This window comes from Streptococcus suis (assembly GCF_024509555.1).
Lineage (GTDB): Bacteria > Bacillota > Bacilli > Lactobacillales > Streptococcaceae > Streptococcus > Streptococcus suis_AD.
In genome coordinates this window covers 1-24,378 of the sequence record NZ_JAMWEL010000014.1, presented here as the reverse complement: position 1 = coordinate 24,378, position 24,378 = coordinate 1, and the positions used below count along the sequence as shown (strand labels likewise).

The following is a 24,378-nucleotide window of genomic DNA, read 5'->3' as shown; positions in this document are numbered from 1 at the left end:
ATGATTGAAGTAAAAGATTTTGGTGCACAAGCGAAGCTTTATTGCTTGAAAAATAAGAATGGCATGCAGGTCACTCTGACTGATTTTGGTGCCAGAGTGGTGGAAGTGCTCTTGCCAGTAGAAGAAAATGGTGGTTTACGGAATGTCAGTTTGGCAGCAGGGTCGGATGATGATTATCGTAAGACAGACTTGTACCCTGGTTCAACTATTGTCCCAGTAGCGGGGCGTATTTCAGGAGCCCAGGCTGAGATAAAGGGAACCAGTTATCAGTTCACAGAAAATGAGCCAGGTCGCACCCTGCATGGTGGAGTTGACACGGCAAATGAACAATACTGGGATATTGCTCTTGACCATGAAAAAAATCAAGTGACCTTTGGGATTGTCCTAAAGGACGGTTTCAATGGTTTTCCAGGAGATGTGAGGGTTGAGGCAATTTATGGTCTAACTGACCAGAACGAGTTGACGGTGGATTATCGAGCGGTGTCAAGCAAAGACACGATTTTCAATCCGACCAATCACATCTATTTCAACTTAACAGGGGATTTTCAGCAGTCCGTGGCTGAGCATGAAATTCGAATTGCGGCCAATCGCTATGCTCCGCTTGGTGAGGATAATCTGCCAACAGGTGTCTTAGAGGATGTGACGGGGACGCCGTTTGACTTTAGAGAGGGAGCCAAATTTGCTCAGGGTTTTGACAGCCAGCACCCTCAGAATATCCTTGTGAAAGGTTACGACCATCCATGGCTTTTGGAGCAAGTGGAGGTTCCGGTTGAAGTTAGTAGCTCAGATGGGAAAATAAGTCTGCGCGTGCGAACCAATCAGCCATCAGTGGTTATCTACACCTACAATTATCCTGTTGAAGCTTTGGCTGCCTACCATGGTGCCTTTAGCTTGGAATGTCAGGCTCTGCCAAATGCTTGCAACCTAGATGACTTTGGTTCTATTTTGCTAGAAAAAGATGAGGAATTCTTGTCTGAAACAGTTTATCAATTTACTTGGTAAGAAGGAGAGGCTCTAACTGTGTTGCAGTTAGGGTTTTCTTGTGTTTTCCAGAAAATATGGTATAATAAACCGGTGTGTTTCAAACGAAGCAGACGAAAGAGGAAAATAATGACGAAAGAACAAGAATTTTTAAAAGAATTTGAGGCCTGGGTCAATACACAGGTTATGGTAAATGAGATGGCGGTGGAAGAAAGCCGTCGTGTATTGGAAGAGGATAAGGATGAGCGTGCAGCGGATGCCTACATCCGTTACGAAAGTAAGCTAGATGCCTATCGCTTTATCCAAGGAAAATTTGCTAACTATCATGCAGGCAAAGATTTCCATGATTTACCAGATGGCTTATTTGGCCAAAGACATTATTAAAGAGAGGACAAAAATCTTGGCAAAGAAAAATGTAAATCGTAAGAAACAATTAAAAAAACAGTTGGCAGACTTGAAGCGTGCAGGGCGTGTGGGGGTTGCTACAGCGCGTGAGGTTGTTGAAACTGTCGCTCATAAAACAGAAACTGTGGTGGAGAAGGCTGTTGAACAGGTGAAAGAAGTTGTAGCAGAAGTGACTACATCATCGACTTCATTGGAAGACTTTTTGGCACTTCCAGACTTGGAAGGTATTGCGGCAGCACGTTTGGAAACCTTCTACCAAGCAGGTATTCAATCTGTGGCTGATTTTGCAAACCATACAGAAAAAGAGCTTTTGGCTCTTAAAGGTATCGGTCCTGCAACTATCAAGCAGTTGAAAGAAAAAGGGATTGAGTTGAAAGCTTAAATCCCTTGCTTTTTAAGGTGCAATTTGTTACAATAAAGCCATTCAGAGGTGTTTTGATCTCCATTTGTCACAGGAAGCGGTGGTACTGAGAAATCCGCACAAATGTCAAAACTGGTTGCTGATGATGTGAATCGAATAAGCAAAGTGCAGATAATGTATCTGAACAAGGGTGGTACCGCGGAATAACTTCGTCCCTGTCTAGCAAGTCTAGGCAGGGATTTTCATTTGGAAAGGAGAAGATATGTTACATCATGTTGAAATTTACGTTTCTGACTTGGAAACTTCGCGTGCATTTTACGATTTTCTTCTGACCAAGCTGGGCTACTCGCTCTATCAGGAGTGGGAGGACGGGCTATCTTATAAAAAAGCAGAGCAGTACCTGGTCTTTGTCCAAACACCACAGGATTTCCTAGAGCCAGGTTATCACCGTTGCCGTACTGGGCTCAATCATCTAGCCTTTCATGCGGGAACACCTGATGATGTTGACCAATGGCGGAAGGAATTTTTGACCAGACGAGTCAAACTTCTCTACGACGACCGCTATCCCCACGCAGGAGGACCAGACCACTATGCCCTTTATCTGGAAGATCCGGATGGAATTAAGATAGAGTTGGTGGGGGAGGCAAGATGAATCTAATTATTATTGGAGCACAAGCTTCTGGCAAGATGACCGTTGGGCAGGAAGTTGCGAAATTGACAGGGATGACCCTCTTTCATAATCACGATTCGATTGATTTTAGCCTACGTTTTATTCCTGAATTTTCTGAGGATATGTTTGACCTCAATACACGTATTACATTTGCTGTTTACGATGTGTTTGCTAGGTCAGGCCGCCCACTAATCGGAACTGCCTTGATTAATTTTAAAAATCTCATAGAGGTTCAATTCCTTACAACTGTTCAGACGATTTTTCATTATCATGGTCAGGAAATTTTATTTGTTGAGTTGGAAACTGCTTTGGAAGAACGTCTGCGGCGTAATCGAACAGAAAATCGACTTACCCATAAACCTTTGAAACGACACATTGAAGTTTCAGAGGCTGAGATTCTCTCTACAGCTGATACATGTCAATATACCTCATTAGGCATTCCAGAGGGCATTCAGCATTATCTCAAAATTAATAATACCCACCTTACTGCTAATGAAGTTGCTCAACTGATTATCCAAAAAATGGAGGAGCTTGAGCAAGAACAAACGAAATAGCCAGCCCAAGGACTGACTATTTCTAGGAGATTATATGAAAAAGAAAAGTTTTGCTATTTCTAGCTTGAGGATAGTATAAACCAATTTTCTTAAAAAATACTAAAGGAGAAAAACTAATGTCAAAAGAATTATCACCAAAATACAATCCAGCCGAGGTTGAGGCTGGTCGTTACCAAACTTGGTTGGACCAAGATGTTTTTAAGCCGTCAGGCGATGCGGAGGCTAAGCCTTATTCTATCGTCATTCCACCGCCAAACGTAACTGGTAAGTTGCACCTGGGACACGCTTGGGATACAACCCTTCAAGATATTATCATCCGTCAGAAGCGGATGCAGGGATTTGATACCCTCTGGCTTCCAGGTATGGACCATGCGGGGATTGCTACTCAGGCTAAGGTTGAGGAACGCTTGCGGGAGCAAGGCGTGACCCGTTATGACTTGGGTCGTGAAAAATTCCTCGAAAAAGTCTGGGAATGGAAGGATGAGTATGCAGCGACTATTCGTGAGCAATGGGGCAAGTTGGGTCTGTCTTTGGACTACCAACGTGACCGCTTCACGCTGGATGAAGGTTTGTCAAAAGCTGTTCGCAAGGTCTTTGTAGAACTCTACAAAAAAGGCTGGATCTACCGTGGCGAATTTATCATCAACTGGGACCCAGCGGCTCGCACAGCCCTTTCTGACATCGAGGTTATTCACAAGGATGTCGAAGGTGCCTTCTACCACATGAATTACATGTTGGAAGATGGTTCACGTGCCCTTCAAGTTGCGACAACTCGTCCTGAAACCATGTTTGGTGATGTTGCGGTTGCGGTTAACCCAGAAGACCCACGTTACAAGGACTTGATTGGTAAAAACGTTATCCTGCCAATTGTTAACAAGTTAATTCCAATCGTTGCGGATGAACATGCAGACCCAGAATTTGGTACGGGGGTTGTGAAAATCACACCTGCCCACGATCCAAATGACTTCCTTGTCGGTCAACGCCACAATCTGCCACAAGTCAACGTGATGAACGACGACGGTACCATGAACGAGTTGGCAGGCGAATTTGTAGGTATGGACCGTTTTGAAGCTCGTAAGGCAACGGTTGCTAAGTTGCAAGAACTGGGAGCCCTTGTGGAAATCGAAAACCGTGTGCATTCTGTTGGACACTCTGAACGTACAGGTGTTGTAGTCGAGCCACGCTTGTCAACTCAATGGTTTGTTAAGATGGACCAATTGGCCAAGAATGCCATTGCCAACCAAGATACAGTTGACAAGGTAGAATTTTATCCACCACGTTTCAACGACACTTTCCTACAATGGATGGAAAATGTACACGACTGGGTTATCTCGCGTCAGCTTTGGTGGGGGCATCAGATTCCAGCATGGTATAACGAATCTGGCGAAATGTACGTCGGAGAAGAGGCTCCAGCAGGTGACGGATGGGTACAGGATGAGGATGTCCTAGACACCTGGTTCAGCTCTGCCCTTTGGCCATTCTCAACCATGGGCTGGCCTGACGAAAATGCGGCGGACTTCCAGCGTTACTTCCCAACTTCAACATTGGTAACGGGCTACGACATTATCTTCTTCTGGGTGTCACGGATGATTTTCCAATCGCTTGAGTTCACCGGCCGTCAGCCATTCAAGAACGTGCTGATCCACGGTTTGATCCGTGACGAAGAAGGTCGCAAAATGTCCAAGTCGCTTGGAAACGGGATTGACCCAATGGATGTCATCGAGAAATACGGTGCGGACGCTTTGCGTTGGTTCCTGTCAAACGGCTCTGCCCCTGGTCAAGATGTTCGCTTCTCTTATGAGAAGATGGACGCGTCTTGGAACTTCATCAACAAGATTTGGAACATTTCCCGCTATATCCTCATGAACAATGAAGGCTTGACCTTGGATGCGGCGCGTGAGAATGTTGCCAAAGTCGCAGCTGGCGAGGCTGGCAACGTGACGGACCGCTGGATTCTCCACAACCTCAACGAAACCATTGCCAAAGTCACTGAAAACTTTGACAAGTTCGAGTTTGGTGTGGCTGGTCACATTCTCTACAACTTCATCTGGGAAGAGTTCGCCAACTGGTATGTGGAGCTGACCAAGGAAGTTCTTTACAGCGACAACGAGGCTGAGAAAGTCATGACCCGCTCTGTCCTTCTCTACACGCTGGACCAAATCCTTCGCCTCCTCCACCCTATCATGCCGTTTGTGACGGAAGAAATCTTCGCCCAGTACGCAGAGGGCTCTATCGTGGTGGCAGCTTACCCTGTTGTCAACTCAGCCTTTGAAAACGCTGAAGCTCACAAGGGAGTGGAAAGCCTCAAGGATTTGATTCGTTCGGTGCGAAATAGCAGAGCAGAAGTGAATGTTGCTCCATCTAAGCCGATTACCATCTTGATTAAGACGGCAGATAGCGAGCTTGAAACCTTCTTCAAGGCAAATGAAAACTACATCCGCCGCTTTACAAATCCAGAACAGTTGGAAATCAGCTCAAGAATTGCTGCACCAGAATTAGCCATGTCAGCCGTTATCACCGGTGCTGAAATCTTCTTACCACTAGCCGACCTCCTCAACGTCGAAGAAGAGTTGGCTCGACTAGACAAAGAATTGGCCAAGTGGCAGAAAGAACTAGACATGGTCGGCAAAAAACTCAGCAACGAACGCTTCATCGCCAATGCCAAACCAGAAGTCGTTGAAAAAGAAAAAGAAAAACAAGCCGACTACCAAGCTAAATATGATGCGACAGTAGGACGGATTGAAGAGATGAAAAAGTTGGGGAAGTAGGATAGAATAATTATGAAAACGTTAGCAAATGCTAGCGTTTTTTGGTATAATTGATAGGTAATAAGAATAAAAGGAGTTTTTTATGCCTACAAAATTGGAAACAATTTTCAATAAGATAGAAAATGATATATGTGAAATTAAGGAAGAACAGGATTATATAACAGAATCAGCTGCTTTTTCACATTATTTCCTTAGACTAAAGTTTGGTATTGATGATGAAACTGCTAAAGAGTCTCTAACTGATGGGGGATATGATCATGGTATAGATGCTATCTATATTGAAAATAGCAATATAAATACTATACACTTTTTCCAATTTAAATTTCCAAAATCGCTCAATGGAATTTCTAGTGGATTTACTGATGATGAGATTGTAAAATTGTGTAAAGGTGTTGAAGATTTTCTCACATCAACTGAATTAGATGACAATTGGAATTCATATTTAAAAGATAAGCATAGAATAATTCGTGATATTGAAGATTATAAAATAAAATTGTGGAATGTTAGATTTTCCACAGCCAATATATTAGATTATTCAAAATCACATTTTGATAAGACTATTGAAAGTATAAAGGCTAAGACACTTAATGATTGTTCATATGAAATTGTTGGAGCTAAGGGAGTCTGTGATCTTTATGAAGAAAAATTTGGTAATAACTATCCAGATATTGATATAAAAACCATGTCAAGTATACAGACATTTGAATCCGATACTGGGGTATATAAATCAATTTCTTTCGTTACATCTATATTTGATTTATATTCATCAGTAAAATCTGTCAAAAATAATATTTTTGACGGGAATGTTAGATTTTACAATAATAAGACTTCAGTAACAGAATCGATAAGAAAAACTTTAGTAGATGAACCGGAAAACTTTATACTATATAATAATGGAATTACTATCATTACATCTAAAGCTAACTATTTACAAATGAAAGGTAAATATAGTTTAAAGTCTGCAAGTATAATTAATGGTGCACAAACAGTAGGAGCAATTCTTAGTGTTTTAGATGAATATAAAGATGATGCTGAGAATAGATATTCAGAATCTCCTATTTTAGTAAGAATCATTGAAATCGATCCAAATATTAACCTTATAAACAATATTGTTTATTCTTTGAATACCCAAACTAAGATGTTTAGTTCATATTCAATTAGTAATGATACCAGGTTAAAAGAAATTCAAGAGCAGATTGATAAAGAAACAGAATATTTTTTAGAGATTAAGTATAATGAATTTGCCCACTTTAAATCTTTGGGAAAAACTTCAAAATTGAAAAAAAATAAAATTGATACTGAAAAGCTATTTCAATATTATGTAGGATATTATAATACTGATGGTCAAGCATATAAAGCAAAACTATCTAAGTCAGATTTAATTGAGGATGAAAAGTTGGTTAATAATGTTCTAGATCAGATAGACTTGAAAAAATATTTGGAAGCACATGAGACCTATAGAGAAGTAAATAAAGTAATCTCGGCTTTTCGTAAACATAATAATACAACTATTAATACTTCAAACGAGATACTTGATATTTTATCAGTTAACGAAGATGGTTTGGATGAATATAAATTTATTAATACGGCAGATATTTTGATACTATTCACTACACATATAGTTAAGGAAAAAAATAAGGATTTAGATAATAGGCAAGCAGTAATTCAAGCCATTGAGATTATAAAACCAATTATTTTAGAGGAAGAGAAAAAAACAAGGAAAGCTTTATCTACATATACAAAATCAAAAAATATTTTTGAAAAGGTTAAAAATTCCGCATATAAAAGTTAATTTATACAATTCTTTGTCCTCCTATAACTATATTATAAGTAAGGTTGGAAAAGTTAATGATCAGTCTTTCTCTTGAAAATTGAATAATATAAAATGGTTTAGAATCAACGTTTTTTTATGACTTTACTCTAAGCCATTTTATATTTATAAGTCTTTCTAAATCCTCGTTTTTTGATGGAAACTCCGAATATGATGGAATATTGCTATAGTGAGTATTGTCAAATAATTTAGAGGGATATAGATAATGCCCAGCCTAAAAAGGCTGGGTTTTGTGATATAATAAAGCTAGAAATTCAAACAGGAGGAGTCTATGCAAGCAACTTACAATATTGATAATCCCAATCTTTCCTACGAAGCCAAGCAAGAACTCTGGGAAACTGGTTTTGGTCTGCAAAAAGTGGATGGGTTGGCTCCGTCTGTTTACATGGAAGCGTTGGCTGATAGGCAAGCTCGTGGAGAGTACACCTATGAGCAGGTGTACGAGGAGATTACGAAATACCACCAGTCAACTGATGCCAGTACACAAGAGGCAGACCTTGTCTCTCTCCGAATTGTTGAAATGCTCTCTCAAAATGGTTTTAGCCTCCGACCAATCACTCTCTTACATATCCACAAAGAACTCTTTCACGATATTTTTGACAGCAGTATTCCAGTTGGTGAGTATCGAACGGTCAACATTACAAAAAATGAGTTAGTCTTAAAAGGTGATACAGTGATTTATTCAGATTTTCCATTGATCGCCGCCACTTTGGATTATGATTTCCAGCAAGAAAAAGATTTTTCTTATGCTGGCTTAGATAAACAAGCCATTGTTGCTCATATCCAATCCTTTATCTCAGGTATCTGGCAAATCCATCCATTCCGAGAAGGGAACACTCGAACAATCACCGTATTTCTCATCAAATACCTTCGCTCACTTGGTTTCGAAACTGACAACGAACCTTTTCAAAAACATGCCAAATACTTCCGAGATGCCCTTGTACTTGACAATGCTAAGTTAGTAAATAAACGCTCAGACTTTTTAACCGCCTTTTTTGAAAATCTCCTCTTGAACGGTCAGAATGATTTATCAAGTGAGAGGATGTACGAGGAGTTGGGGGGGTGTTGAAGATTGAAAAATAAGTGAATGTACCCAGCCTTAAAAAGGCTGGGTTTTGTGGTATAATAGTAATGATACCATTTGCAAGAGGTAAGATATGAAATACATAGATTTATTTGCGGGAGCTGGTGGACTTTCCTTAGGGTTGCATAAGGCGGGTCTCACGGGAGTATTTGCTGTTGAGCGAAATAAAGATGCATTTGAAACCTTAAAGTATAATTTGATTGACAAAAAATCCCATTTTGAATGGCCTGAATGGTTGGATCAAAAAAATTGGGATATTTTAGAATTATTGGAAAAACATTCTTTGGAATTGTCGAATTTAAAAGGGAATGTTGATTTAGTTGTGGGGGGGCCACCTTGTCAAGGATTCTCCATGGCAGGAAAACGTCAGAATAATGATGTGCGTAACCAACTAATGCATTCATATATAGAAATTGTTAGACTGGTTCAGCCTAAATTTTTATTCTTTGAAAATGTTCAGGGATTTACCGTTGATTTTAAAGGTGAAGACACTTTAAAGAATTACTCTAATATTTTGTTGGATGAATTAAAAAATCTGGGGTACAAGGTGGAATGTCAAATAATTACGATGTCTGAATTTGGTGTCCCACAAAACAGAAAAAGGTTTATTCTATTCGCTTCAAAGGATAAACTGAGAAAGTCGTTCTTTGACATGTTAACATACAATAGAGATGGTTTTTTAAAGGACCGCAGACTAAAATTACCAATCACAGTCTCTCAGGCTATAGATGATTTGAAATACGAACATGGAGTTGTGGACAGTCAGGACACTAAAAACTTTAAAAACGGCACATATGGGAAAGTAAATTCTTCATACCAACGATTAATGAAAAAAAATATTGGCAAAAAATCTATACCTGATAGTCATCGTTTTGCGAAACATAGAGAAGAAACGGTAGAATTATTTGAGAGGTTGATGCAAGCTAGTGAAAAGGTTCTTCGAATCACTCCTCAAATGGATATGGTTGAAGGTTTGAAAAAACGAGGAGTGACTCCTCTGAAGGAAAAATCAGTTTGTAATACGATTACTTCGATTCCTGATGACTATATCCATTACGCTGAGCCTAGAATTATGACTGTGAGAGAGCATGCAAGGATTCAAAGTTTTCCAGATGAATATGAATTTAAGGGTCCATATACTACAGGTGGAGAACGTAGAAAAATAGATGTTCCAAGATATACGCAGGTTGCAAATGCTGTTCCACCTCTATTTGCGGAGCAGGTTGGTAATGTTATTTTGAGTTTATAACCTCAAGGAGATTTCATGGAAAAACTACATTTCAAAGTAAGTTCTGGATTGAAAGATATTATTGGTCGTGATCTGATTACAAATGAATTAGTGGCAATTTTCGAATTAGTAAAAAATGGCTATGATGCGGATGCAACCGAAATCAATCTAATTATAAATAGCTATGAAAATTCAATAATAATCCAAGATAATGGAAAAGGGATGAGTCGCTATGATATTGAAAACAAGTGGTTATTTGTAGCTCATTCTGAAAAAAAAGATAGCGATCGTGTTTATGCGGGTTCAAAGGGAATTGGACGATTTTCCTGTGATCGTCTAGGGAGTAAGTTAACCCTATTTACTAAAAAAGAAAATGAGATAAGCGAATTAATAATTGATTGGGGGGAGTTTGAAAAAAATTCTCTAGATGAGTTTGAAAAAATGGAAGTCAGTTTTCGTTCGGGTAGTGAGGTAAAGGAGAAAATTACAACAAAGAGTGGGACTATCTTAAAAATTACAGACTTGCGTGATGATTGGACAAAGGAGAGAGTTAATAAAGTAGTTTCTGCTTTACAACGTTTGGTTAACCCATTTGTAGATGATGGGAAAATAAAGATTAATGTAAAGTATCATTCTTCAAGTACAGGTATTGCAGAACTAGATGTAGATGTTAGCAATGACATTGCCACGATATTGGATAGAAAAACAATCTACACAGAATGTACTATTGAAGAAAGAGAAATTAGTATTTCTTTATTGGATAAAGAGAAAGTTATCTACTCTTTTAAATTTGAAAATTCAACTATATTAAAGAATGTTTACTTTAAAATATATTATTTGAGTACAGCTGCAAAACATAATTTTACACGAATTATGGGGACAGAACCTAAAAATTACGGTTCCATCTTCTTATATAAAAATAATTTTAGAATTTTTCCATACGGTGAAATTGATTACGATGCTTTTGGACTTAACTTGCGTAAAACGCAGGGGTATAATCGTTATTTAGGACATCGAGAATTGCTAGGTTGGATTAATATTACTGACTCGGAAAATCACTTTAACGAAGTAACTTCCCGTGATAGAGGATTTGTTACAAATGCTTATACAGTTGCTTTCGAAGAATTATATATGGAGTTTATTCAGCGACCGCTTGAGTCCTATGTTCAATTAGTTAAGTTTGGAAATAGTGAAATAGACGAAATAGGAATTGATGATCAGCATGCGGTTGAAAAATTAACAAATAGATTTAAGAAATATAATTTTACAGTTGAGCCTCAATACTATGAATTGCCGAAGATAGCTCAACCATTAGAAAGAAAAATTCAGCTTCTTAATGATGAAAAATTAAGTTCGGCAGAAAAACAAGAAATCCGAAAAAGTGTAGAGCATTCAACTAAAGCATTAACTAGAGAAAATCGTGAGGTAAAAAAAGAGAAAAAGCAAGTTGAGAAAGAGAATGCTCGACTAAAGAATGAGGTAAAAATAAAAGAAAAGATTATTGAAGGAGCTAAACCTGCAAGGCAGGACATGTTATTTCATGAGCTTGGAAAAGTTAGTCGTGAGTTGAATGGAACGTTGCGTAAAATGATACGTTTAATGGATGAAAACGAGCAAGAAAAATTTTCAGAGTCTATATATAAAATAAGGAGAACCTCTGATAAATTATCATCAATTAAGAAACAGATACTCAGAATAAATTTTGAAACCTACAGTAAATTAGAAACCATAGAGATAAAATCTTATTTGCAAAGTTATATTGAGAATACATTTGAAGATGCATCCAAAGTAAAATTAGTCCTTGGAAGTGGGACTGTCAAACAAAAAATAAATATTTATGATTTTGGAACATTGATAGATAATCTATTAATAAATGCACAAGATAGGCGTGCTAAGAACATAGTATTTCATTTTGAAGAGGATAATACTGCGATGCATATAATTTCAGATACCGGACCGATTGAGATTAAACCTGTAAATGATATCTTTAAATTGGGGGTCACTTCTAAACGACGAGGAACAGGCTTAGGGATGTACATCTGTCAACAGATTTGTAGTGATTTTGGTTGGACAATATCTGTATCAGAAATTGAGAATGATTTTGTAGATTTTAAAATTGAATTTAGGAAGGAGTAGTTGTGAGACAGGATATCAATATTTTGTGGTTAGATGATGAACTTAGTTCGAGCGCTCACGAAGAGAGGAAAGAAATTGTAAGTGGAATTTTGGAAGATAAAGGGTATCGAGCAGTAATTAAAGAATGTTCCTCTTTTGTTGAAGCGGAAAGAGAGTTGTCATCAGTAAAAAGATACGATTTCTTTATATCAGATTTTAACCTAGATAACAAGGAAACAGGTCTAACATATCTAGAAAAAATTCGTGAGGCAAATGGCTATAAGCAATTTGTGATACTCTATTCGAATAATGAGTACTCGACAATCAAAAAAGAAATAATTGAAGTGGTAAAGGAAAAAAATATTAATATTTTTTCTAACTTTACATTCTTTTCGGCAGGAGATAGTAACGAAGAGAATCATTTTCAGGAAGCTATTGATGTTATTCTTTGTAGGTGGGATGAACTGAATGCTATTCGGGGAAGATTTATGTGTGAAAATGCAGAAATTGAACATTTATTACGTGAAAAACTATTGGATAATAATTTAGACCATTCGTATAGAAAATTATTTGATGATTTTTTTCGAGAAAAGGTGAGATTAGGTAGGTCAAATTTATCGTTTAGGAAAAAACAAGAATACGAAAAATTAAAAGAAAAATGGTCAAATTTAATAGAGAAAAGAAACTCGCTCGCTCATGTAGAGGAAGGGTTCTCTGATCAGGAAGGTTATTATATTCGCTCGCTAAAGAAACAAGATATAGTAATCAAAGAAAGTAATTTAGATAGTGAACGACGCGACCTATTGTCTTTGAAAAAAGAGATTATTGATTTTTTAAATAAAGCATATTATTAATAATTAGAAAGCAGGTGCTTACATGACGAATTCTGTAAGTTCACGCCAGCAGGGGAAGTTTGCTATTGCAGCGTTCTTCTCTGGTGTTGGTGGAATTGAGTTGGGCTTTGAGCAGACCAACGAGTTCAGAGTGGTGTATGCCAATGAGTTTGATAAGTATGCCAGACAGACTTATCAGTTGAATTACCCAGATACTTATCTGGACGGGCGTGATATTCATGCAGTGTTGCCAGAGGAAATCCCTTCGGAAACAGTCGATGTGATTGTAGGAGGCTTTCCTTGCCAGGCTTTTAGTATCGCAGGCTATCGCAAGGGCTTTGAAGATGACCGTGGCGACCTTTTCTTTGAGTTGCTTCGTATGATTGAAGCCAAGAAACCCAAGGCGATTTTTGTCGAAAACGTGAAGAACATGGTTTCTCATGACCACGGCAATACCTTCAAGGTTATCCGTGAAGCCTTGACGGAGAACAACTACTTTATCAAGTGGAAGGTCTTGAACGGCAAGGACTACGGGAACATCCCGCAGAACCGCGAGCGGATCTACATTGTTGGTTTTGATAACAAGGAAGCTTACGATAAATTTGAATTTCCAGAGGAAATCAAGCTGACCACTGGGCTTCAAGATGTTATTGATTTTGGGGCAAAACCAGAGGAGAATTACTATTATCGTCAAGGGAAACAACCTTTCTTTGAGGAGTTAAAGCACGCTGTTACCAGTCAAGATACAGTTTACCAGTGGCGACGCCAGTATGTTAGGGAAAATAAAAATGGTGTCGTGCCAACCCTGACGGCTAACATGGGAACAGGTGGGCATAATGTCCCCCTCATCTTGACAGACACTGGAGAAATTCGTAAGCTAACGCCAAAAGAAACCTTTAACGTTCAAGGCTATCCAAAGACCTTCAAAATTCCAGAAGGTGTTTCCAATGGCCAACTCTACAAACAGGCTGGCAACAGTGTTGTTGTACCAGTTATCAAGCGGATTGCGGATAAGATTGCCAAAGCATTGAAAACTTCCTCTGGTCTGTCACAGTTGGAACGAACTGGCAATGTCGCTATCATCTATACCAAGATGAATGGTCAGTTTGAAGGGCAGTCTTATGTGAAAGACTTTGTTTCGACTTATGACGAAGCGATTGCTAAGTTAGATAGCTACAATGACAGTTTAGGAATTTTGTCAGACGAAGACTATTTACGCTTGGTTAAAAAAGGTGGGAATTTAGAATTTTATAGTATCGCTGTTACGAATAATTAAGTAAGGGGACTAGTGAAAATCTAGTCTTCTTTTGCTATACTATGATTAGAAAAAAGAGGTAGAGTCTATGTGGGAAAAATTAAAAGCAGAGCAGAAGGAAAAATATCGAACCTTAATCACTAATTTTGCAAGTCTAAGTGAGGCTTTTTCGCAAAAGTCTGAAACAGATGAGGAAAATGAAACCTTTAATTATGTAGCTCCGATTATCAATTCCAAATTCCAGGAAACAGTTTTTCAGAGAGCCTTTCAAGCAGTTGGTGAGGATATTGCCAACACTTCTTTTGATGCCTCGGTTATGGTAGATAGTCAGCATAAATACCTAGTTGGAATCAAGTCTTTCGGCATTCAGTCAGGTGACCAAAAAGTTGCTCAGTTTAAGAAAGATTCACAGAGTTGGACAGAGATTTTACAAGAAATTAAGTTCAATGCCTCGATTGCACGAGATAAGTCTACGGCTGATAAAAACAATTACCACCTTTATTTGAAGTTAGCCAAGGAAATTTCTCGGCTGCGTAACCAACGAATCGAATCTTCAAAAGCACAAATTCGTGGTTTTGCATCGGACTCAACGGTGGAATCTGTTTACCATGTTTTAATGCCGACGGCAAAGGGAGCTAAGCCACAAATTTTTGTAGGGGAAACTAGCTACCTTCCAATTGATGTTGAAAATTTGCAGATTAAGGGAGCGACCAGTCTAAAAACTCCGACAAATTTTGCTTTTACAGATGGCCAGCATGATTACAAATACACAGCAGCAGATAGCCAGCTCCACATGACTTTTCATAACAAGGACATTGTGGTGGATACATGGGATGTGGACTATGTGGAAGATCCATTTTATATTTTTGAAAATCTCCACACGTTATCTGCGGATGAGAAAGAAAACCAAGTTATTGATACGGTATCATGGGTCATTACAGACAAGCATGGTCATGTTGAAGAAAATTCAGGTTTCAACGCTTTCAATGGTGGAGCTAAGTTAGCTAAAAAAGATAGACTATCACGCATTCAGAGAATCCAAGAGGAATTTTTGGATCAGCTCAGCTCGGAAGAACTTGCGTTTGTAACTTATTCTTTGGAAGAAATTTTATTGAAAAAGTGGTCCACTAAAAAAGAGAAAGCTGAGATGAAGAAAATTCGCTCGGACTTGATGAATTATGCTAATGAATCGGGAGTTGAAAAGCTATCTGAAAAACTGGAGAAATTGGTTTACCGTCCTGTTAGTGAAGTTTACATTCCACTCCCGGATTCTAAAAAGTTTCATGATGCTCGACCAGACTTTTTCGGTCACAATGTTGGGACATTTGATGAAACTGGCAAGAAATTGGCACTGTCGAAAGAAGAACGAACTTTCACGCTTCGATTTCTATCATCAGGCGATGCTATAGAAGCCTATATTAATCAGGAATCAGGTAAGGCTATTCAGTCGGTTGACAAACAAGATATTCTGGGAGAGTGGCTATTGAGAGGTGTTTTCCAATTGGCTGAGCGAGAAGTATTGACAGGTAAGAAATTAGAATCTCTGGAAATAAACGGTATTCGATTAACCAAATTCAAAAATGGTGAAATCGGTATCGAATTTATCTGGATTGATACGGGAAATCCACCAGCAGATGCGATTGGCTGGGTTAGTAGGAAATAGTATTAAAATATTATTTTGGTTGATAGTCTCGTTAGGCAATTTGGAGGAAATCCCATGTCCTATTATTATGAAAAATCAACGGGTAAGGTTGCAAAGCATCTTGCTCGTTTTCCCTATTATGCTACCGATAAGATTCTGAATTTATTGCAATTTCAAGATAGCAATCAGCAATTTCTGATAAGCGATAAGCATTTACACGATTACTTTGAGGAACAAAAACATCAACTAAGTACCGATGAAAAACTCTCCATTCTGTTCAATCTTTTTAAGGGGCGTTTGGATGTCTATGCGAAATCCTATATTGATGAAAATGGGAAAATCAACTATTTTCCTTCTTACAACTATGGTTGGAAAAACCTTCCTGTTGAAAAGAGAACCTGTCAACCCTTGACTAAACAGGTATTATTGGCTCACCTACGTGGCGAAATGAGTATAGGCATTTTTCCAATGAGCCTATCAGACACGTGTTCTTTTTTGGTGATTGATTTTGATAAAAAGAATTGGAGAGAAGAGGTCTCCATTTTACGAGATACAGCAGAACAATATGGTTTTGAGGGGCATATTGAAATCTCTCGTTCGGGCAATGGTGCTCACCTCTGGTTTTTCTTCGAGGAAGAAATTGCTTGTCAGCAGGCAAGAAATGTTGGGAAACGATTGCTGGAATTGGCTATGCAGGAGTCGAAAGAGATTCGCTCTTCTTCATTTGACCGTATGTTTCCAAATCAAGATATTCTGCCCAAGGGAGGATTTGGCAATCTTATCGCCCTGCCCTTACAAGGGGAAGCTTTCAAGAAGGGAAGAACCGTTTTTGTTGATAAATATTTTCAGCCCTTTTCTGAACAATGGATCTATCTTCAACAGGTTCAAAAGATTGGACAGAAGAAAATTCTAGATTTCTTAGGGCAGGAGTTTTCGGATTCTGTAGGTGATACAGTATTAGATTGTAGCCTATCAAATCTTATTCGAGTTGAGAAGAGGACAATTTCTTCAAAGACAAATTATTTATTGAGAAAGCTGGCATCTTTTCCTAATCCTGAATTTTATCTAAAACAAGCGACCAGACAACCAACCTATCAGACTCCAGAACGTATCTATTTATTTGAAGAAACGGATGAAGCCTTGCATCTTCCAAGAGGAATACTTGCTAGCTTACAAGAAATATTTGAAACGGTAACTGTTAGGGACAATCGCAACATTCTATCTCCGATTCAGATTTCTTTCAAAGGGATCTTACGTTTTGAGCAGGAGCTTGCTTTGGCAGATTTATTAGCTAGTGAGAATGGCTTGCTATGTGCTGAAACAGGTTTTGGGAAGACAGTTCTGGGGGCAGCCTTGATTGCACAAAGGAAATGCCGAACGATTATCTTAGTTCACAATCGTCAACTGATGGAGCAGTGGTTGGAAAGGTTGGGTGAATTTTTAGAGATTGATGAGGAAGAAGCTGTTCGCTATACTCCTTCAGGGCGTGTAAAAGTAATAGGGCATATTGGGCAATATGGGGCTTCTAAAAGATGGAGGAGCAAACTGGTGGATGTGGTTATGATTCAATCTCTCTTTCAATTGGACACTATTTCCGACTTTTTGTCGGATTACGATATGATGATTGTGGATGAATGCCATCATGTGACAGCCTTGCAGTTTGAAAAAGTAGTTGCTCAATTTGCTGGTCAATATCTATATGGTTTAACAGCAACGCCAGAACGCAAAAACGGGCACCAACCGATTGTCTTTCAACGTATTGGTCCAATTTTACATACTGCTCAATCAGGTCAATACGATTTTAAAAAGAGGTTACTACTCCGTCTAACATCTTTTGGGAAATTGGACTTGGAACAGTCGAATAGTACGAACTTTGCATCCCTTAATGATTGGCTTGCCAAAGATTTACATCGTAATTCTTTGATTGTGCAAGATATTTTCAAACTATATCAAGAAAAGCGAAACATCCTTGTCTTGGTCAATCGACGAGAACATATAGAACTATTGGAAAAGCTACTTATTGAAAAAGAAATGACCAATATTTTTTGTCTGAGTGGAGCGAGTAAAAGAAGAGATACGAAAGAACTCCTGAAAAGAATCAGTGAACTAGATGAGAATAGCCCATTTGTCCTCATTTCAACAGGAAAATTTATTGGAGAGGGCTTCGATATGCCAAGGCTGGATACATTGATCTTGGCAGCTCCATTGTCTTGGAAAAATAATCTCATACAGTATGCAGGGCGGCTTCACCGTCCCTATCGAGGTAAAACTGAGGTGAGAATAGTTGATTATCTAGATATACACGTTCCCTATCTTGAAAAAATGTACCAGAAACGTCAGATAGCTTATCGAAAAATGGCTTACCAAGTTGGAGAAAAGGAGCAAACACAAGTATTTTATAGTAGTAGGAATTACGAGGAGAAATTTAGAGAGGATTTGCTGAACACACGTTCAACTGTCCAATTACAATTGCATTCATTCACTTCTAGTAGGATTCAGGAATTATTGGGACTGCTCCTAGGAAAACAAGTCGTTATTCATATTTCCAAAAGCCATAAGTTAAGCGGGGGGCTAACGGGGTTAGACAGTGACAATATAAAGGTGAAACTTGTGACAGAAAGGATTGGTACGACCACAGTTATCTTAGATAGTACTACCGTTTGGTATGGCAATTTATCTCCCTTTATTTATCAGTTGGATGACCAAGCTAGTTTGTTAAGGTTAGAAAGTCGATCTATTGCTGAAGAATTGCTTGAAAAATTTGATGATAAGAAATAATGTAGTGGTATAAAATAAAAAATAGCAGTGTACACATTTACTGATTTCTAAGAAATCGCACACTGCTATTTTTATATACTATTTCAACTTCATTTTCAAATATTGACCTGTAAAGCTGGCTGGGTTCTCCGCCACTTCTTCTGGTGTTCCTGTCGCGACAACGGTACCACCGCCGACACCGCCTTCTGGCCCCATATCAATAATGTGGTCGGCTGTCTTGATGACATCCAGATTGTGCTCGATGACCAGCACGGTGTTGCCATCATCAACAAAGCGAGCCAAGACCTTGAGCAACTGGGCAATGTCCTCCGTATGCAGACCTGTCGTCGGCTCATCCAAGATATACAAGGATTTACCAGTTGAACGCTTGTGGAGTTCAGAAGCTAACTTCATCCGCTGGGCTTCCCCACCTGATAGAGTGGTTGCTGGTTGACCTAGAGTAACGTAGCCCAAGCCCACATCTTGAATGGTACGAAGTTTCCGCTCAATTTTTGGAATATGCTTGAAGAACTCGACCGCGTCATTGACCGTCATATCAAGGACCTGGGCGATATTTTTCTCCTTGTAGTGTACTTCCAAGGTTTCAGAATTGTAACGGTGTCCATGACAGACTTCGCAAGGAACAAAGACATCTGGCAGGAAGTGCATTTCAATCTTGATGATACCATCACCAGAACAAGCTTCACACCGTCCACCTTTGACATTAAAAGAGAACCGTCCCTTCTTGTAGCCACGGATTTTGGCTTCATTGGTCTGGGCAAAGAGATCACGAATATCATCGAAGACACCTGTGTAGGTAGCTGGGTTGGAACGCGGTGTCCGTCCAATCGGACTTTGGTCAATATCAATCAGGCGGTCCAAGTGTTCAATTCCTGAAATGGACTTGAACTTGCCTGGCTTGTCCGAATTGCGATTGAGTTTCTGAGCAATAGCTTTTTTCAAAATGGAATTGACCAGAGTTGATTTACCTGAGCCAGACACCCCTGTCACCGCCACAAATTTTCCGAGCGGGAAACGAACAGTCACATCTTGCAGGTTGTTTTCTTTGGCACCCTTTACCTCCAGGAAACGACCATTTCCGACACGGCGATCTAGAGGGACAGGAATTTCACGTTTGCCAGACAGGTACTGGCCTGTAATGGATTTCTTGTTTTTAGCCACTTGGGCAGGCGTTCCAGAGGCCACGATTTCTCCACCGAAGACACCTGCACCTGGACCGATATCAATCAACCAGTCCGCCTCCCGCATGGTATCCTCATCATGCTCAACAACAATCAGGGTATTGCCCAAATCACGCATCTTTTTCAGGCTGGCAATGAGACGATCATTGTCCCGCTGGTGCAGACCAATCGACGGCTCATCCAGAATATAGAGGACACCAGACAGGTTGGAGCCAATCTGGGTCGCCAAACGAATCCGCTGGCTTTCACCACCAGAAAGCGTCCCCGCTGCTCGTGAAAGCGTTAAGTAATTTAGACCAACGTTATTGAGGAAGCTTAGACGATCCTTGATTTCCTTGACAATGGGCGTCGCAATCGTCGCTTCATTTTCAGACAAGGTCAGATGTTCAATGACTTGCAAGTGATTCGCCACAGACAAGTCTGATAATTGTCCGATATGCAGTCCCTTTTCTCCACCGACTTTGACAGACAGGGCTTGGTCATTGAGGCGATAGCCGTGGCAGGTCCCACAGGTCAGCTCATTCATGTAAGTCTTCATGACTGTCCGTGTATAGTCACTGTTGGTTTCACGATAGCGGCGATTAATGTTGGTAATCAAGCCCTCGAATGGAATGTCAATATCACGCACCCCACCGAACTCATTTTCATAATGGAAATGGAATTCTTTCCCATCAGAACCGTTGAAAATCAGGTTCTTCTCCTCTTCCGTCAATTCCTCGAAAGGTTTGTCCATATCCACACCAAAGTGATTCATGGCCTGCTCCAACATCTGAGGATAGTAGTTGGAAGAGATTGGATTCCACGGAGCCAAAGCACCCTCACGCAAGGTCTTGCTGGCATCTGGGACAATCAAATCCGTATCCACTTCCAGCTTCATCCCCAAACCATCACAATCGCTACAAGACCCAAAAGGCGCATTGAAAGAGAAAAGACGGGGTTCCAACTCAGGCACCGTAAAACCACAAACTGGGCAGGCATAGTACTCAGAGAAGAGCAGTTCCTTCTCGTCCATGGTATCAATGATGACATAGCCGTCCGCAATCCGCAGGGCCGCTTCGATAGAATCGAAAAGTCGCGAGCGAATGCCTTCTTTGATGACAATCCGGTCGACCACGACTTCAATATTATGAGCCTTGCTCTTGGACAATTCAGGCACTTCCGACACATCATAGACATCACCATTGACCCGCACTCGAACATAGCCATCCTTCTGCACCTTCTCAAAAATGGTCTTGTGTTGCCCCTTTTTCTTACGAACAATCGGAGCTAAAATCTGCAAACGTTGACGCTCTGGCAATTCCAAAACTTCATCAACGATTTGTTCCACCGAAGAAGCCGCAATCGCTCCGTGGCCGTTGATACAGTAAGGAACCCCAACCCGAGCATAAAGCAGACGGAGATAGTCATTGATTTCTGTTGCCGTTCCGACTGTCGAACGCGGATTCCGCGATGTCGTTTTTTGGTCAATGGAAATAGCAGGGCTGAGCCCCTCTATGGAATCCACATCCGGTTTATCCATGTTGCCCAAGAACTGACGAGCATAGGCAGACAAGGACTCTACGTAGCGACGTTGGCCTTCGGCATACAGAGTATCGAAAGCCAAACTCGACTTACCAGACCCCGACAAACCAGTCACCACCACCAATTTCTCACGCGGAATGGTCACATCAATATTTTTCAAATTATGGGCACGCGCCCCATGAATCACAATATTTTCTTGCATAATTTAAGATACAAAGCCCGTAAAACGCAAGGTAAAAATAGGCGGTAAGTCCGAAATCTGTGATTTCGAAGACGCACCCCCGTCAAGACAACTAGTGCTTTCACAGGTTGAAAACCGAAGAAGGCACAGATGTCTACGACGCAGAAACCTGTTCTCCATGTTTGAACACGAAGAAGCATCACTTTTTTCACACAGCGTTTAGGGCGTGTTCAATTCCTTTCTAATTTATAAGGGCGTTCACAAGATAACTGGTGACGGTCGATTAACTCCGCGTCACCAGACAAGGCTGGGCAGAAAGTCCATCCTCGCTTCTCAGAGTTCGTGTCAACATCTCAGCGCAGTGGTTGATTGGCAGATTTGTTCGTGTTTTACACTCCAAATCTGACCTAATCAACTGTGCGGGGGCGGGAAGACGAACTCTTTTTTGACCAGTCGAGTTCTTTCCCACTCCCTATATCTTGCATTAGCTCGATTTTCAAAAAATATCGTTTTGAAAATCTCATGTCAATAAAACCGTACAAAAATAGGAAATCTGCAAAGTGTGTCAAACACACGAGAAGATTTATACTTTACAGCATCCACATCCATAATCAGATGAAGCTGAAACGGATGCGTATCTTTTTTTGCTATGTTTTTACACGCATTCAATTCCTTTCTAAAGAGGATCTAAGCTATGGCATACGGACTAAGGAAAAGACCGTACAACTTACTCATTTAAAAGTCTCCATATTATAACACAAATTTGCAGAAAACCTTTCCGCAATGGCATATTTTTTGGTATAATAAAGGTTGCGTCAACGCAACAAAGCACAAAGGAGGGAATCATATGAAACAGATTTTTCTATCTACTATGACAGAATTAGAAGAAATCCAAACCTTTGAACCAGGAGCTTGGATTAATTTGGTCAACCCCTCCCAGAGCGAGTCTATGGAAGTGGCTGAGCACTATAAAATTGACATCGCCGACTTACGAGCACCCCTCGATGCGGAAGAGTCATCTCGTATCACCGTCGAAGATGATTACACACTGATTCTGGTCGACGTCCCAATTCTTGAAGAGCGAAACAACAAAACTTATTACATTACAATTCCCTTGGGAATCATCTTGACCACAGATGCCATTATTACCACTTGCTTGGAACCTCTGCCTCTCTTTGATCAATTTATCCATCGGAGACTGCGCAATTTCTATACTTTTATGCGGTCACGTTTTGTTTTCCAAATTTTGTACCGCAATGCACAACTCTACTTGTCAGCCCTACGGACCATCGACAGAAAGAGTGAAGAAATCGAAAAACAACTCCATGAAGCAACTCGTAACGAAGAATTAATCGTTCTCATGGAATTAGAAAAAACAATCGTCTATTTCAAGGCTTCCCTCAAAACCAATGAACGGTTGGTCAAAAAGTTGGCTAGTTCTTCTCGTCTCCTTCGTAAATACGAAGAGGACGAAGATTTGCTGGAAGACACCTTGGTCGAAACACAACAGGCAATCGAGATGGCAGATATCTATGGTTCCATCCTAAATTCGATGACCCATGCATTTGCATCCATCATTTCCAACAACCAGAACACCATCATGAAAACCTTGGCCTTGGTGACCATTGTTCTATCAATCCCAACCATGGTCTTCTCCGCCTATGGTATGAACTTCAAGGATAATGTCATTCCTTTCAATGACATCCCATATGCTTTCTGGTGGATTATCTTGTTTGCCTTTGCTATCAGCTTATCACTCACCTTCTACTTCATTCGTAAGAGATGGTTTTAACATAGGAGATTAACATGTCATTTACAGAATTTAAAGAATTAACAAAAAAAAATCAAGAATTCATCCATATCGCTACAAACCAACTAATCAAGGATGGTAAAACCGATAGTGAAATAAAAGCATTATTGGAAGAAATTTTGCCAACCATTATCGAGAAGCAAAAAACTGGCGTGACTGCTCGTACTCTCTATGGGGCACCAAGCGAATGGGCTGCTAGAAAATCCTTTTCTAAGGAAGAAATGAAGGACCAAGTGGAGTTCAATGAAAATCCGTGGTTAATGTGGCTGGATTCCAGTCTGTTTATGTTGGCCCTCATTGCAGGCATCAATGGTGTTATGAACTTACTGGGACAAGGTGCACAGTATGGTTTAGTTACTCTATTAGTGATTGGCTTTGGTGTCGGTGCGGGAATGTACTTTATGTATCACTTTGTCTATAGAGAGCAAATACAAACAGGTCAACGACCAAAATTGTTGAAGGCAATTCTATTCCTAGGTCTTGCTACGTTGGCATGGTCACTTGTTTTTCTATTAGCAGCACTAATCCCAGCAACATTCAACCCTATCTTACCTCCAATTGCTACAATTCTTATAGGTGCAGTAGCGTTCGGTATCCGTTATCTCTTGAAAAAGAAGTATAATATCCGTAATGCAATGTCACCAGTACGTTAAAATAATCTACAGATGATGATAATCATGAAAACACCGAATGTCAGATGTAAATCATTCAGGTGTTTTCTTTATATAAAAAGATGGGTGAAAAAAAGATGGTGAAAAATGATTTACACTGTACGAAAGACACTAAGAAAAATTCAAAAAAAGGTGTTGACAATTTTCTATTGAGATGATAGAATGAATGAGTTGTCAAAACAAGCCAAGTTATCACGAAAAAGAAACGAAAAAAAGTTTCAAAAAAGAGTTGACAAAGCAAGTTGAAGATGATAGAATAATTGAGTTGTCAAATCTGAAACAAAACAACACGAAAAAAGAAATCAAAAAAAAGTTTCAAAAAAGTGTTGACAATCAGTTGAAGAAATGATAAACTAAGATAGTTGTCGCGAGAGCGATGAACAAGACCTTTGAAAATTAAAGAAGACGAACCAAACGTGCAGGGTGATTTATCGAATAGATAAATCGTCAATGACAAAAGAAAAACAATAAAACGGAAAGCTAGCAATAGCTTGAGTTTGAATCAAAAC

Annotated in this window: 17 protein-coding genes; 16 read left to right on the top strand and 1 reads right to left on the bottom strand. The window is 39.6% G+C overall.

What is annotated here, in order from left to right; translation table 11 throughout:
* The 14 genes from NF418_RS07035 to NF418_RS06970 all read left to right on the top strand — a co-directional run bounded on the left by NF418_RS07035 (nucleotide 1) and on the right by NF418_RS06970 (nucleotide 18,505).
* The gene (locus tag NF418_RS07035) at nucleotides 1-1,002 is read left to right on the top strand and encodes an aldose epimerase family protein (RefSeq protein ID WP_256778999.1); all 1,002 of its coding nucleotides are present in this window, start codon (nucleotides 1-3) and stop codon (nucleotides 1,000-1,002) included.
* 108 nt (nucleotides 1,003-1,110) lie between these two features.
* Nucleotides 1,111-1,365 (top strand): DUF1912 family protein, encoded by a 255-nt coding sequence (locus NF418_RS07030; RefSeq protein WP_105207778.1) that lies wholly within the window; start codon nucleotides 1,111-1,113, stop codon nucleotides 1,363-1,365.
* Nucleotides 1,366-1,381: 16 nt separating this feature from the next.
* The gene (locus tag NF418_RS07025; protein WP_256779028.1) at nucleotides 1,382-1,768 is read left to right on the top strand and encodes a helix-hairpin-helix domain-containing protein; all 387 of its coding nucleotides are present in this window, start codon (nucleotides 1,382-1,384) and stop codon (nucleotides 1,766-1,768) included.
* Between the two features lie 241 nt (nucleotides 1,769-2,009).
* Nucleotides 2,010-2,399 (top strand): VOC family protein, encoded by a 390-nt coding sequence (locus NF418_RS07020; protein ID WP_256778998.1) that lies wholly within the window; start codon nucleotides 2,010-2,012, stop codon nucleotides 2,397-2,399.
* Entirely contained in the window at nucleotides 2,396-2,971 is a 576-nt protein-coding gene (locus NF418_RS07015; RefSeq protein WP_256778997.1) for an AAA family ATPase, read from the top strand. Before NF418_RS07020 ends, NF418_RS07015 begins: the two co-directional genes overlap by 4 nt.
* A gap of 116 nt (nucleotides 2,972-3,087) precedes the next feature.
* Nucleotides 3,088-5,739 (top strand): valine--tRNA ligase, encoded by a 2,652-nt coding sequence (locus NF418_RS07010; protein ID WP_256778996.1) that lies wholly within the window; start codon nucleotides 3,088-3,090, stop codon nucleotides 5,737-5,739.
* A gap of 82 nt (nucleotides 5,740-5,821) precedes the next feature.
* Nucleotides 5,822-7,531, top strand: coding sequence for an AIPR family protein (locus NF418_RS07005; protein WP_256778995.1), 1,710 nt, complete (start codon nucleotides 5,822-5,824; stop codon nucleotides 7,529-7,531).
* 310 nt (nucleotides 7,532-7,841) lie between these two features.
* On the top strand, nucleotides 7,842-8,639 hold the full coding sequence (locus tag NF418_RS07000; RefSeq protein ID WP_256778994.1) for a Fic family protein: 798 nt from the start codon (nucleotides 7,842-7,844) through the stop codon (nucleotides 8,637-8,639).
* 88 nt (nucleotides 8,640-8,727) lie between these two features.
* Entirely contained in the window at nucleotides 8,728-9,903 is a 1,176-nt protein-coding gene (locus NF418_RS06995; RefSeq protein WP_256778993.1) for a DNA cytosine methyltransferase, read from the top strand.
* 15 nt (nucleotides 9,904-9,918) lie between these two features.
* Entirely contained in the window at nucleotides 9,919-12,018 is a 2,100-nt protein-coding gene (locus NF418_RS06990) for a sensor histidine kinase (protein WP_256778992.1), read from the top strand.
* A gap of 2 nt (nucleotides 12,019-12,020) precedes the next feature.
* Nucleotides 12,021-12,851, top strand: coding sequence for a hypothetical protein (locus NF418_RS06985; RefSeq protein ID WP_256778991.1), 831 nt, complete (start codon nucleotides 12,021-12,023; stop codon nucleotides 12,849-12,851).
* Between the two features lie 22 nt (nucleotides 12,852-12,873).
* Nucleotides 12,874-14,106 (top strand): DNA cytosine methyltransferase, encoded by a 1,233-nt coding sequence (locus tag NF418_RS06980; protein ID WP_256778990.1) that lies wholly within the window; start codon nucleotides 12,874-12,876, stop codon nucleotides 14,104-14,106.
* Nucleotides 14,107-14,173: 67 nt separating this feature from the next.
* Entirely contained in the window at nucleotides 14,174-15,748 is a 1,575-nt protein-coding gene (locus NF418_RS06975; protein ID WP_256778989.1) for a hypothetical protein, read from the top strand.
* 54 nt (nucleotides 15,749-15,802) lie between these two features.
* The gene (locus NF418_RS06970; protein WP_256778988.1) at nucleotides 15,803-18,505 is read left to right on the top strand and encodes a TOTE conflict system archaeo-eukaryotic primase domain-containing protein; all 2,703 of its coding nucleotides are present in this window, start codon (nucleotides 15,803-15,805) and stop codon (nucleotides 18,503-18,505) included.
* Nucleotides 18,506-18,583: 78 nt separating this feature from the next.
* Here the strand turns inward: NF418_RS06970 and uvrA are convergent, their stop codons facing one another.
* Nucleotides 18,584-21,409, bottom strand: coding sequence for an excinuclease ABC subunit UvrA (uvrA, locus tag NF418_RS06965; RefSeq protein ID WP_256778987.1), 2,826 nt, complete (start codon nucleotides 21,407-21,409; stop codon nucleotides 18,584-18,586).
* Nucleotides 21,410-22,235: 826 nt separating this feature from the next.
* On the opposite strand from uvrA, the gene NF418_RS06960 reads away from it, so the two are divergent.
* Nucleotides 22,236-23,180, top strand: coding sequence for a magnesium transporter CorA family protein (locus NF418_RS06960; RefSeq protein ID WP_256778986.1), 945 nt, complete (start codon nucleotides 22,236-22,238; stop codon nucleotides 23,178-23,180).
* A gap of 14 nt (nucleotides 23,181-23,194) precedes the next feature.
* Nucleotides 23,195-23,851 (top strand): DUF1129 domain-containing protein, encoded by a 657-nt coding sequence (locus tag NF418_RS06955; protein ID WP_256778985.1) that lies wholly within the window; start codon nucleotides 23,195-23,197, stop codon nucleotides 23,849-23,851.
* Nucleotides 23,852-24,378 lie beyond the last annotated feature (527 nt).